This window comes from Streptomyces sp. NPDC031132 (assembly GCF_055570595.1).
Genome location: NZ_JBVIGX010000065.1, coordinates 1 through 11103, shown reverse-complemented (window position 1 = coordinate 11103; position 11103 = coordinate 1). Strand labels below are relative to the sequence as shown.

The 11103-nt window shown below is 71.5% G+C and carries 13 protein-coding genes; 5 read left to right on the top strand and 8 right to left on the bottom strand.

What is annotated here, in order from left to right; all coding sequences use genetic code 11:
* Positions 1–126 precede the first annotated feature (126 nt).
* Positions 127–720 carry a histidine phosphatase family protein gene (locus ACZ49B_RS38125; RefSeq protein ID WP_468315645.1) on the bottom strand — a complete coding sequence of 198 codons (594 nt, stop codon included), beginning with the start codon at positions 718–720 and terminating at the stop codon, positions 127–129.
* Positions 721–806: 86 nt separating this feature from the next.
* Complete coding sequence (locus ACZ49B_RS38120) at positions 807–1448, bottom strand: TetR/AcrR family transcriptional regulator (protein WP_468315642.1); 642 nt, start codon at positions 1446–1448, stop codon at positions 807–809.
* Between the two features lie 98 nt (positions 1449–1546).
* Between ACZ49B_RS38120 and ACZ49B_RS38115 the strand changes: the two genes are divergently transcribed.
* Both ACZ49B_RS38115 and ACZ49B_RS38110 read left to right on the top strand, forming a co-directional pair.
* Complete coding sequence (locus tag ACZ49B_RS38115) at positions 1547–1978, top strand: nuclear transport factor 2 family protein (RefSeq protein WP_468315639.1); 432 nt, start codon at positions 1547–1549, stop codon at positions 1976–1978.
* Positions 1975–2841, top strand: coding sequence for an NmrA family NAD(P)-binding protein (locus ACZ49B_RS38110; RefSeq protein WP_468315636.1), 867 nt, complete (start codon positions 1975–1977; stop codon positions 2839–2841). The genes ACZ49B_RS38115 and ACZ49B_RS38110 overlap by 4 nt, the downstream gene beginning before the upstream one ends.
* Before the next feature lie 140 nt (positions 2842–2981).
* Here ACZ49B_RS38110 and ACZ49B_RS38105 read toward each other — a convergent pair whose 3' ends face one another.
* A complete protein-coding gene (locus tag ACZ49B_RS38105; RefSeq protein WP_468315634.1) occupies positions 2982–3833 on the bottom strand; it encodes a LysR family transcriptional regulator in 852 nt (283 codons plus the stop codon).
* Positions 3834–3915: 82 nt separating this feature from the next.
* Here ACZ49B_RS38105 and ACZ49B_RS38100 point away from each other — a divergent pair, with 82 nt between their 5' ends.
* The gene (locus ACZ49B_RS38100; RefSeq protein ID WP_468315631.1) at positions 3916–4815 is read left to right on the top strand and encodes an MBL fold metallo-hydrolase; all 900 of its coding nucleotides are present in this window, start codon (positions 3916–3918) and stop codon (positions 4813–4815) included.
* A 52-nt stretch (positions 4816–4867) separates the two neighbouring features.
* Here ACZ49B_RS38100 and ACZ49B_RS38095 read toward each other — a convergent pair whose 3' ends face one another.
* Positions 4868–5665 carry a hypothetical protein gene (locus ACZ49B_RS38095; protein WP_468315629.1) on the bottom strand — a complete coding sequence of 266 codons (798 nt, stop codon included), beginning with the start codon at positions 5663–5665 and terminating at the stop codon, positions 4868–4870.
* A 192-nt stretch (positions 5666–5857) separates the two neighbouring features.
* On the opposite strand from ACZ49B_RS38095, the gene ACZ49B_RS38090 reads away from it, so the two are divergent.
* Positions 5858–6442 carry a dihydrofolate reductase family protein gene (locus tag ACZ49B_RS38090; protein ID WP_468315626.1) on the top strand — a complete coding sequence of 195 codons (585 nt, stop codon included), beginning with the start codon at positions 5858–5860 and terminating at the stop codon, positions 6440–6442.
* Positions 6443–6520: 78 nt separating this feature from the next.
* Here the strand turns inward: ACZ49B_RS38090 and dacB are convergent, their stop codons facing one another.
* The 3 genes from dacB to ACZ49B_RS38075 all read right to left on the bottom strand — a co-directional run bounded on the left by dacB (position 6521) and on the right by ACZ49B_RS38075 (position 9491).
* Positions 6521–8008 (bottom strand): D-alanyl-D-alanine carboxypeptidase/D-alanyl-D-alanine endopeptidase, encoded by a 1488-nt coding sequence (dacB, locus tag ACZ49B_RS38085; RefSeq protein WP_468315623.1) that lies wholly within the window; start codon positions 8006–8008, stop codon positions 6521–6523.
* 258 nt (positions 8009–8266) lie between these two features.
* The gene (locus tag ACZ49B_RS38080; protein WP_468315620.1) at positions 8267–8707 is read right to left on the bottom strand and encodes a DUF6086 family protein; all 441 of its coding nucleotides are present in this window, start codon (positions 8705–8707) and stop codon (positions 8267–8269) included.
* Between the two features lie 49 nt (positions 8708–8756).
* Positions 8757–9491, bottom strand: coding sequence for an SDR family oxidoreductase (locus ACZ49B_RS38075; protein WP_468315617.1), 735 nt, complete (start codon positions 9489–9491; stop codon positions 8757–8759).
* 130 nt (positions 9492–9621) lie between these two features.
* Between ACZ49B_RS38075 and ACZ49B_RS38070 the strand changes: the two genes are divergently transcribed.
* Positions 9622–10212, top strand: a complete 591-nt coding sequence (locus ACZ49B_RS38070; RefSeq protein ID WP_468315614.1) for a TetR/AcrR family transcriptional regulator — start codon at positions 9622–9624, stop codon at positions 10210–10212.
* A gap of 55 nt (positions 10213–10267) precedes the next feature.
* Here the strand turns inward: ACZ49B_RS38070 and ACZ49B_RS38065 are convergent, their stop codons facing one another.
* Positions 10268–10864 (bottom strand): NAD(P)H-dependent oxidoreductase, encoded by a 597-nt coding sequence (locus ACZ49B_RS38065; RefSeq protein WP_468315664.1) that lies wholly within the window; start codon positions 10862–10864, stop codon positions 10268–10270.
* Between the last annotated feature and the right edge of the window lie 239 nt (positions 10865–11103).

Below are 11103 nucleotides of genomic sequence, written 5' to 3'. Positions count from 1 at the left end.
AGACGGAGACGGGAAGGAAAACCGAAAAAAGAAGCTGGAAGGTGGGGGCAGGGGACCCCCCCCCACCACAACGACCACAGAAAACCCCCACCCCCCCCCCGCCTCCCCCATGCCGCCGCCCCGGGGTCAGTCCCCGGTAGCGTGCCGCAGCGGCCTCGGGCCCCGCTGCTCCTGGGGCCAGTCGGCGGGGAGGGTGTAGTGCCAGCCCTCTCGCCACCCGAAGGGGGCGTCGAGGAGGTCTTCGATCGACTTTCCGGTCAGCAGGCAGTCGAGTGCCCATTTGTTGGCCGAGTGGGCGATCACGAGGACGCGCCGGCCGTCCCAGCCGGTGGCCAGGTCGCGCAGGAAGTCACCGGTGGCCTGGATGACCTGCCGGTAGCTCTGGCCGCCGGGGAACGGATCGGCGATGTGCCGCGCACGCCGGGCCTCCAGCACGGCGACCGGGCAGCCGTTGAGCTCGCCGTAGTTGCACTCGCGCAGTCGCGGGTCCTGATGGATCGGGACGGCCGTGCCGGAGAAGGCGATCCGCGCGGTCTCGACGGCCCGGTGCAGATCGGAAACGAATACGGCTGCGAGTGCGGAGTTCCGACGGCGGACGCCGAGCTCGGCGGCGAACCGTCGCCCCTGCTCGGAGAGCCTGCCCGGCAGCCAGCCGGTGGCGATGCCCTTCTCGTTGTCCTCGGTCAGCGCATGGGTCTCGTAGACGATGTCGACTGCCATGTCGGCTCCGTTCGGCCTTTGACTGCCTCGTACGATGAGCCAACTACCGCACACCAACGGTGACAAGACCGCCTGACCGATCGCAACTAGTGGCCTGAACCGGTGGTTCGCGGCCCGCTCGCGACCGGCTCCGACGCGGCGTCACCAGCGCGGGCACCGAGGACGGCGGTGGTGAACCTCGCCAGCTGGTCCCGCATCTCCTCGCGGCGCGCGCCCTTCTCACCCGCCAGGTACGCGACCAGGTCGGCCCGGGTCGCGGCGAGCAGCGCGTGGGCGGTGAAGTCACTGTCGGCCAGACCCGGGATGCGCTGCAGCAGGTCCCGGAGCAAGGCGTGCCAGCGCTCGTAGTGCTCCGTCCCGTACGGGCTGCCCGTGCCGGTTCCCTCCAGGGCCAGCGCGAGGTGGCGGTTGTCCAGCTTGAGGCACAGAACGGCATCGAGCAGGGCCGGTACGCGCCGGAGCGGCGGGGTCGCGGGCCCCAGCGGCGGCGGGCCCTGCTCCACGGCGCTCCACACCGGTTCGAGCCGCGCCTCGTACAGCGCGTGGATCAGCCCGGTGCGATCGCCGAACGCGCGGAAGAGCGTCGCCTTGCCGACGCCGGCCGCTGTCGCGATGTCGGCCATGGTCACTTCCTCGGGGCTCCCGCAGCCCGCGAACAGGGTGTCGGCGGCGGCGAAGACGGCCGCCCGGTTGCGGACCGCATCCTTGCGCGGCTTGCGTTCAGTCATGGGGTTCCGCCCTCCGGTTGCAATACGGACCAGCGGTCCGTATCTTTCTCGACGAGAAGCGGACCACTGGTCCGTATCGTACGGGACGGAGAACCCTCATGCCCGCAATCACCTCACCCGCCGCGGACCTGTACCGCCTCAGCCTGCGCCTGCTCCTGGACAAGGACATCGCCTCCTGGGTCGGGCTGTGGGCCGAGCACGGCCTCATGGAGTTCCCCTTCGCTCCCCCGGGCCGGCCCGGGCGGCTGGAGGGGCGGGAGGCCGTCGCCGCCTACATGCGCGACTATCCCGACCACATCGACCTGCACGACTTCCCCGACCTACGGATCCACGAGACCACCGACCCGGGGACCATCGTGGTCGAGATGCGCGGCGTGGGCCGCCTGGTCGCGACCGGAAGCCCCTTCGACATGACCTACATCGCCGTCGTGACCGTGCAGGACGGGCAGTTCACCGCGTACCGCGACTACTGGAACCCGCTCGCCGTCCAGGAATCCGGCATCGGTTTCGCCTCGGGCGGTGTCCGATGACCGCCGCCCGCGCCACCCTGGTCATCGGCGCCACCGGCACCACAGGCAGCCGAACCGCCGCGCAGCTGATCGCCGCCGGTCGGCGGGTCAAGGCCGCGAGCCGTCGCGGCACCCCGCTCCCGGGCGCCGAGCCGGTGCGCTTCGACTGGTACGACCCCGCCGGCTTCGGCGATGCCCTCAGCGGGGCAGACCGCGTCTACCTCGTCCCGCCCGTCGGGGACCCGGACCCCGCCGCGGTCATGCTGCCCTTCCTCGAGCAGGCCCGCGCCGCCGGCGTACGCCGCGCCGTACTGCTCAGCTCCTCGGCCATCGCCGAGGGCGGCCCGGCGGCGGGACAGGTACACAGGGCCCTGCCCGGCCTGTTCGGCGAATGGGCGGTCCTGCGGCCCTCGTGGTTCATGCAGAACTTCACCGGCACGCACGCCCACGCAGACAGCATCCGCAACGACGGCGAAATCCGGACCGCGGCCGGGACGGGCCGGGTCGGTTTCGTCGACGCCGACGACATCGCCGCCGTCGCCGTGCGGGCCCTCACCGACGACCGCGCGCCCGACACCGACCTGATCCTCACCGGACCGGAGGCACTCAGCCACGACGACATCGCCGCGCTCCTCACGGACGTCACCGGCCGCCCGGTGGTGCATCGCCGATTGACCCACGACGCCATGCGTGACCGGCTGGCCGCGGTCATACCGGCGCAGTTCGCCGCGATGCTGGCCGGGATGGACCGTGCCATCGCCGAGGGAGCCGAGGACCGCACCACCGACACCGTCCAACGCCTCACCGGCCGCCCGCCCCACGGTTTCCGCGCGGTTGCCGAACGCGAACTGTCCGTACGGCCGGAAGCCATCCCGACCCGCTAGGGCCTGTCTTTGGGATCACGCCGGCCCGCGAGCCCGGCATGGTCCGAAAGACAGGCCCTAAACGAATCCCGACGCACGCTTGGCTCCGGCATCGCCTGGAAGGGATGCGGCCCGGCACCGGTCGGTTCGCGGAGCGGCGCTCAGTCGCGGTACGCGGCCGTCGCGATCCGGACGAACGACCGGATCAACGGGTTCGTGCCGCCCTCGCGCCACGCCGCCACGACGCGGCTCGGCGCCATGTCGGTCAGCGGTACGACGGCCAGCTCGCCGGGTGGGTGGTGCCCGAGCGGGGTCATCCCGACCGTGCCGTTCCAGAGCACGGCTTGGATGCATTCCTGGACGGCCCGCACCACCGGGCCTTCGCGAGGCTCACCGCCGTTCCAGTACGACTGCCAGATCGGGTCGGTACCGTCCGGGAACCGGAACCAGCGCCGACCGGCCAGGTCGGCCAGCGCCAGCCGGTCGCGGCGGGCCAGCCGGTCGTCGGCGCGCAGCACCGCGCCCACCGGGTCGGCGCGCAGCTCGTGCACCGTCAGGCCGGACTCGTCGAACGGTGCTCGTGTCAGGGCGATGTCGACCAGTCCGGCCCGTAGCCCGCAGGTCGGATCGGTCAGGTCGGTCTCGCGGATGCGGACTTCGACGCCCGGGTGCAGCCTGCGGTACGCGGCGGCCAGCCGCGTGGCGCCCCGGTCGGTGCCGTCGCCCAAGAGGCCGACGGTGATGGTGGCGGCGCCGGCCGCCGCGGCCACTCGTACGCGGGCCTGATCGGCCTGCCGGAGCAGGGTGCGGGCCTCGTCGAGGAGCACCGTCCCGGCCGGGGTGAGCGTGACTCCGGCGGCGGAGCGGTGCATCAGGGCGGCGCCGAGGTCGGTCTCCAGCTGCTTGATCGCCCGGCTCAGTGGCGGCTGGCTCATGTGCAGCCGCGCGGCGGCCCGCCCGAAGTGGAGTTCCTCGGCGACGGCCACGAAATAGCGCAGCGTGCGTAGCTCCATGACCAGGAACGATACCCGCACGGTATCGGCGCGGCACAGCAGGTCTTGGACGGCGGTCGGGCTCGGGCAGTGGAATCGGAGCATGACGGACGAACTGATGCCCGACCCCGCCGTGCAGGTTGCCGGCGCCCAGGAGATCGCCCACGACTTGCTCGTGATCCCGAACCACGGGGTCGGACTGGTACCCAACATCGGCATCATCGGCGGCACGCAGGCCGTCCTGGTCGTCGAGACGGGCATCGGCACCGAAAACGCCGAGCAGGTGCTCGGCCTCGCGTCCGAAGTGGCCAAGGGGCGGCGCCTGTACCTGACCACGACGCACTTCCACCCCGAGCACGCATTCGGCGCCCAGGTGTTCACCGATCAGGCCACCACGTACCTCGTCAACCGGGCCCAGGCGGACGACCTGAAGGCGAAGGGGCCGGGGTACCTCGAGATGTTCCGGGGATTCGGCGGGCCGATCGCCCGCCGCCTGGAGGGCATCCGGGTGCCCACCCCTGACGTGGTCTACGACGACGGCCATCAGCTGGACCTCGGCGGTGGCCGGACCGTACGGCTGCGGCCCACGGGCCGGGGCCACACGAGGGGCGACCAGGTGGTCGAGGTACCGGACGCGGGTGTGCTGTTCACCGGGGACCTCGCCGAGACCGGGCAGTTCGCCATCTTTCCGTGGTTCCCGCCGTACGACACGGACGTCTCCGGCGTGCGCTGGCTCGGGGTGCTGGAGCGGCTGTCCGCCACCGCCCCCCAGGTGGTGGTGCCCGGTCACGGCGAACTCGGCGGCACGCAGGTGCTCACCGGCGTCCGCGACTACCTGCGCGAGCTGCGCGACGAGACCTGGCGGCGGCGCGATTCCGCGATGGGCGAGGCCGAGATCGTCGCCGAGGTCCGGGCGCTGCTGATCGAGCGGCATCCGGAGTGGTCCGGCCGGGAGTGGATCGAGCGCGGCGTCGGATGCCTCTGCGCCGAGCACCCCGCATGACGCCGTCGGGCGGCGAGGCGCGGAAGGCGGCCGACTTCCCCCGCGGGCGGGGTCAGTTGCGGGCCGTCAGGGCCTTCGTGAGCATGCCGCCGCCCACGATCAGGGCCACGCCCAGCCACCACACGTTGTCGTCGAAGATCAGGACGGCGATCCCGATGGGAACCAGCAGTCCGGCCAGGGGCAGGAACATGCCGGCCAGGTGCGGCGGCTCCGGCCCTGGCTGGCCCGCCGCGCGCAGCGCCCGGGCACGGGCCACGTCCGGGTACCAGGCGGTGAAGCGCAGCGCCGCCACGATGGCCAGGATCTGGATGATCCACCCGGTCCAGATGTTGTTCGGGTTGCGCAGCACGAGGTCGCCGTACGCGCCCGCCACGGCGGCGACCAGGAACGCCAGCCCCCACACCCCGGTGATGTAGTAGTTGGTCCGCAGGAACGTGGGCGTGTGCCAGTACGCCGGGTCGACCTGCTCCCGCGCGTACTGCAGGGTGAACGGGACACGCACCGCCATGGACCCGAACGCGATCAGGACGAGGGCGATGTTGGAGACCTCTCCGGCGTACGTCTCCAGCCAGCGGCGGGTGCCGTCGCTCGCGAAGGCGCCGATGACGGCCATGACGGCGAAGAAGACCAGGTCGGCGATTTCCAGCAGCTTCCAGGTGCTGCCCCTGTTGATGATCCGCCCGGCCGCCACCAGCACGATCGTCGCCGCCAGAGCGAGCACGACGGCGATCTCGAACCTGCCGGGACCGACCAGGAGCGAGAAGATGATCCACGGCGCCATGCCGACGACGGGATTCTCGAGGAATCCGGCGACGGCACCGCGGACCGTGGCGGGCGCCTCGGTCTTCACATCTCCAGGGTGCGCGCGGCCGGTGGATCAGGCCATTCGGGGTGGACTCGGCGCGGGCGTGCGGCGCGGGCGTGCGGCGCGGCGCGGCGCGCGAAATCTCAGACCGGGCCGCCGATGATTTTCGGGGTGCCGGTCCGTCTACCTCATGAAAAGGCGAACCGAAACCCCCGCTCGGCAACCCAGGGAGCCCCCATGCGCAAGATCACCGCAGGCCTGTTCATCTCCCTCGACGGCGTCGTCGCCGAGCCCCAGACCTGGCACTTCCCGTACTACAACGACGAGATGGGCGCCGCCGTCATGGGCGACATCCGGTCCAGCGACACCTTCCTGTTCGGCCGCACGACGTACGACGTCTTCGCCGAGGCGTGGCCCGAGCGCGAGCTCGCCGGCGGCGACGACGCGGGCCTGGCCAAGGACTTCGGCGACACGCGCAAGGTCGTCGTCTCGAGCCACCGCCTCGACTTCACGTGGCGCAATTCCGAGCAGCTCCAAGGCGACTTCCTCGACGGCGTGAAGGCGCTGAGGGCCGAGGACAGCGAGAAGCCCATCGCGGTCACCGGCTCCGTCTCCCTCGTACGTCAGCTCCTCGCCGCCGGCCTGCTCGACGAGCTGAGGCTGCTGGTGCACCCCATCGTCCTCGGCGAGGGCCTGCGGCTGTTCGCTGACGGCGAGGGCCCATACCCGCTGAAGTTGCTCAAGTCCGAGACCTTCGCGACCGGCGTGATGCACCTGCTCTACGCACCGGCCGACGCACCGCAGTCCCCGGCAGCCGACTGACGCCGTACGGCAGCGGCAGCGGCAGCGGCAGCGGCAGCGGCAGCGGCCGGTGACTCGGCGGCCCACCTCGTCCGGTGCTCAGGGCGACTCCTGGAGGTAGGCGGCGATCAGGGCGAGGTCGTTGGCGATGCTCAGGACACCGGCGGGGTCGGTGGTCGGTGTGGACGCGCCGTTGACGCCCGCGTAGAAGGTGTCGAAGCGTCCGGCGCCCTTGTCGAGGTAGCCGGCGATGGTGATGGCACCGACGGCGAGCCGGTCGTTGAGGGCGTCGCCTCCGACGGCCGCGCCGGTCTTCGCGAACACCTTCCCGCGCGCCGGACAGCTGCGGCAGTTCTCGGCCAGCAGACCGTCGACGCCGAGGATGGGCAGGGCCTCCCGGAAGCGCTGCGCGTCCGGTGTGCGCTGCCAGTACGCGAGCATCTGGACGAGCGCCTGCGGCGTGGCCCGGTCGGCGGGGTTGCCGCCGCGGCCGTCCATGAGTTCCGCCTGCTTGCGGTCGACGCCCGCCCGGTCCAGGAACGCTGCGAGCACCGGGAAGCCGTCCTCGCACTGGTTGCTGCCGGTCGTGACGGCCATCAGGCAGATCCCGAGGTTCGCGCCCAAGTTGTGGCTGACCTTGAGGATGAGCTTGGCGTACTGCTCGTAGGGCGGTGAGGTGTACTCGGCCACCCGCGGGCGGCCCTCGTAGTCGTGGGGCAGCCGGGCGACCGCGTTGGGGGCGGTCGCGGCGGCGGAGACTTCCACCCCGGCCCGGGCCAGTGCCTCGATCAGCGCGGTACGGCCGAACGCGGCCGGGTCCGTGATGGGCGAGGTCCGCAGCAGCGGCTCGGAGTCCGCCGCGATCGTGCCGGACAGCCGGATCCGGGTGCCGCTGTCGGTGGCCGTCACCGTGATGTTCGTCGGTTTTCCGGCCGCGACGGTCTTCACCGTGGAGGTGACCTGGTACGGGGCGACCTTCGGCCGCCAGTCCAGCCGGGCGGCCGCGCCCGCCCGGTCGCCGGGCCTGGTCAGCAGGTCGATCAGGTTGTCGTTGATGATCAGGGGGGTCGGGGTGGGGTCGAGGACCGGGTCGGGGGCGAAGAGCCGGCCGTCGACGATCACGTCGCCGTCGACGCGGGTGATGCCGGAGTCGCGGACCTGCCGGGCGAGCTGGTCGATCCCGGCGAGCGGGTTCTCCGGGGTGAGGGTCGCGCCGGGGAAGTCGTCGGCGTAGGTGTGGTCGAGGTCGGTGTAGGCGACCGTGCCGTCCGGGCGCGTCCTGCCGCCCAGGGTGAGATCGCCCTGGGCGACGAGATCGAGGTCGCCGGTCAGCGTGGCCCCGGCCCGCTCGCCGACCGCGTAGACGGGGGTCACGAAGCGGTGGTCCGTGCCGAGGGTGCGCCACGTTCCGGAGACGGCGAACAGTTTCGCGGTGGAGCCGGGGATGAAGAACTGCCCGGGGAACAGGCTGTGCAGCACCCGCCCGTCGGCCGGTTCGGTCTGCAGGAGCCCCCACTGGGCGTGGCGGTACTCCGGCTTCCGCATGATCTCCGTGATGCGCGGGTCGAGCCGGCCCGGATCTCCCACACCGGAGGGCCACGGCGACGGTGACGGGGAGGGGGAGGGCACCGGGGAGGGTGACGGGGCTGCCCGGGCACCCGTACCCGAGGCGAGTGCCACCAACAACAGGGCGGCGAAACCAGCCGCCGCTCGGCGCCTCAGCGACAGCGCCCGGACACGGATCGGAATTCCCACAGCGCGCTCCGTTCGTCGCGGCTGTCATCGACCCCCGAAGGCCTGTGAACAGGGTGGCACGGCACGATTCGGCGCGCATGTCACCTCGGGTCAGCGGGGCATGCGAGACCCGAGTTCTCGCGCCTTCTCGCGTAGGCCGACAGCCCAGTCCCTGCCTCCCGCCGGGGCTGACATTCCCGTGCCGGAGGAAACCTGTACGTCGCTGAGCGGGGCCGCAGGATCGGCTCCGAGACGTGTCCAATGCACCGGGATCCCGGCGCGCTCTGCAAGAACCAGCGCAGTGGCGGTGAAGCCTTCGGAGAGCGCGAGCGTGATGGCGTGACCCGTTTCGCGGTGATGCGCCAGCAGGGCGTTGACGAACGTCTCGAAGATGTCCGGGGTGATCTGGCACTCGTCGTTCTCCAGAGGTCCGATGCCCGACGGGAGCCCCAGTTCCGCTTCGAAGACCGCGACTTGACGCTGGAACAACCGAGCGGCTCCGTTGGAAGGGTTCCACAGGGTCTCGTCGCCCAGGTCGAAGTACTGGCTCATCGCGGCACCTTCCGGCTGATCATGACACGCCAGCGTATCCAGCAGGTCACTAGTTCTGGGCTGTGGGTCGGACGACGATGTCGCCCACGTCGACACCGGCCGGCTGTTCGATGGCGAAGGCGATGGCGCGGGCGACGGCTTGCGGCGGGATCGCGATCTCGTCCATGCGGGCGCGCACCTGCGCCTGCATCTCCGGCGCCATGGAGTCCGCGAATTCCGTACGCGTGACCCCTGGCGAGACGACGGTGACGCGCACGCTGTCCCCGGCCTCCTGTCGCAGGCCTTCGGAGATGGTGCGTACGGCGTTCTTGGTGCCGGCGTACACCGCCTGGAGCGGCACGATGCGCAGTCCGGCCGTGGAGACGGTGTTGACGAAGTGCCCGAACCCCTGTTCCCGGAAGACGGGCAGCGCCGCGGCGATCCCGTACAGGACGCCCTTGAGGTTGACGTCGATCATCTCCTCCCAGTCCTCGACGCGCAGGTCGTCGAGCGGGGAGATGAGGCCGATCCCGGCGTTGCCGACCAGGACGTCGAGCTTGCCGTACCGGTCGCGTGCGAGCCCGACCAGTCTCGTCAGGTCCTCGCGGCGCTTGACGTCCGTGCGTGCGTGGACGGCTTGGCCGCCGGCCTGCTCGATGCGCGCGACGAGTGCCTCGAGGCGTTCCGGTCGGCGCGCTCCGAGCACGACTTTCGCGCCGCGCTCGGCGAGGAGCAGCGCGGTCGCCTCGCCGATCCCGCTGCTGGCACCTGTGATCGCGATGACCTTGCCTTCGATTTCCGACACGACGGGTCCTTCCGGAGGCGGGATGAGGGCGGCGTCTGACCTACAGTGGAAGTGGAGGCGCCGCCGGTTATCTCGAACCGTAAGTGGAGGCTCCTCCACTTTGCAACCGGGGACGAGGAGCGGGCAGGCGATGACACCGGATACGGGACGCCCACTGAGGGCCGACGCGCAGCGCAACCGGGACAAGATCCTGGCTGCCGCGGTGCGCGTGTTCACCGACGAGGGCCTGGATGCCCACTACGAACGCATCGCCAAGGAGGCGGGGGTGGGAACGGGAACCCTCTACCGCAACTTCCCGACCCGGGAGACCTTGATCGAGGCGGCCTACCGCAACGAAGTCGCACGGCTGTGTGATGCGGTTCCCGGCCTCCTGGCGACGCTGCCCCCACGCGAGGCCCTGCGGGCATGGATGGGCCGCTTCATCGACTACGCCACCGCCAAACTCGGCATGGCCGATGCGCTGCGAGCCGTTGTCGCCTCGGGAAGCGACCCCTACGGCCACAGCCGCGAGATGATCCAGACCGCGATCGCCACCCTCATGGAAGCCGGTACCGCCGCCGGTGCGCTGCGGTCCGACATCCGCCCGACCGACGTGTTCGCCATCCTGGCCGGCATCGCCCTCACCTCGGCCCAGCCCGAGCAACGCGACCAGGCCGAGCGCCTCCTCGACCTCACCCTCGACGGGCTGAAGCCCGCGCAGACCCGGCCCCCCGCAGGCTGACGGCGGGCGCCGCACCACCGGGCCGTCCCCGCGCCGCGCCCGGATGCCGCCCGGCCTACCGGGCGAGCAGGGCCGACGCCTCTCGACGCGCCTCGGCCAACCAGGCCGCGCGTTCGCCGGGCGTGGAGTCGGTGACCGTCCGGAACACCGTACGGCGTACGTCAGTCACCCCCACGTACGGCAGGACACAGGCGGCCCAGACCCGCGCGAGCGGGTCACCGAACTCGCCCTCCTCCCGCTCCCCGGGGGTGTCCGAGGTGTTCAGCACCAGCGCCCGGCCGGCCCGCAGCAGGCCCGCCGGCTCGCCGTCGGCCCGCCCCAGCTTGTAGGCCACGCCGGGCACCAGCACCCGCTGCACCCAGCCGGTCAGGACGGCCGGCGGCATGCCCCACCAGTTGGGATGGACGAAGACGAGCGCATCGAGCGTCGCGACTTCGGCGCGGTGCTGCGTCACCAGCGGGTCGGTCGACGCCCCCGCCGCGTCGACCGTCTCGGTCTCGTCGGCGGTCAGCACGGGAGGGAAACCCTGCGCGCACAGGTCGTGCGCGGACACCTCGCACCCCTCTGCCGCCAAGGTGTCCGTCACCGCCTCGAACAGCGCGTGATTGAAGCTCCCCGCCCGGGGGTGCGCCAGGTAGACCCCGACCTTCACGTCTGTCAACTCCCCTCGTCCGTCAGGCGATCCATCGCGGGCCGCCGTGCGGAACGCTATCCGTACCGCGGGCCGATCGCCGCCGGTCGGGGTGGTCAGCCTGCATCTGGGCCAGGCAGCCGAGTCACCCTCGGGGCGACCGCACCGGCCGGCTTTTATCAAGATCGGCATCCGGCGTCAAGCCACGTATTCGAGGGGCGTGACGCCCGCTCCCCCACACGGTTTATTGGAACTACGCC

Bases quoted from the DNA above. Each gene is read 5' to 3' on its own strand.
- ACZ49B_RS38125 (WP_468315645.1), bottom strand. From the start codon at position 720: ATGGCAGTCGACATCGTCTACGAGACCCATGCGCTGACCGAGGACAAC.
- ACZ49B_RS38120 (WP_468315642.1), bottom strand. From the start codon at position 1,448: ATGACTGAACGCAAGCCGCGCAAGGATGCGGTCCGCAACCGGGCGGCC.
- ACZ49B_RS38115 (WP_468315639.1), top strand. From the start codon at position 1,547: ATGCCCGCAATCACCTCACCCGCCGCGGACCTGTACCGCCTCAGCCTG.
- ACZ49B_RS38110 (WP_468315636.1), top strand. From the start codon at position 1,975: ATGACCGCCGCCCGCGCCACCCTGGTCATCGGCGCCACCGGCACCACA.
- ACZ49B_RS38105 (WP_468315634.1), bottom strand. From the start codon at position 3,833: ATGGAGCTACGCACGCTGCGCTATTTCGTGGCCGTCGCCGAGGAACTC.
- ACZ49B_RS38100 (WP_468315631.1), top strand. From the start codon at position 3,916: ATGACGGACGAACTGATGCCCGACCCCGCCGTGCAGGTTGCCGGCGCC.
- ACZ49B_RS38090 (WP_468315626.1), top strand. From the start codon at position 5,858: ATGCGCAAGATCACCGCAGGCCTGTTCATCTCCCTCGACGGCGTCGTC.
- ACZ49B_RS38080 (WP_468315620.1), bottom strand. From the start codon at position 8,707: ATGAGCCAGTACTTCGACCTGGGCGACGAGACCCTGTGGAACCCTTCC.
- ACZ49B_RS38070 (WP_468315614.1), top strand. From the start codon at position 9,622: ATGACACCGGATACGGGACGCCCACTGAGGGCCGACGCGCAGCGCAAC.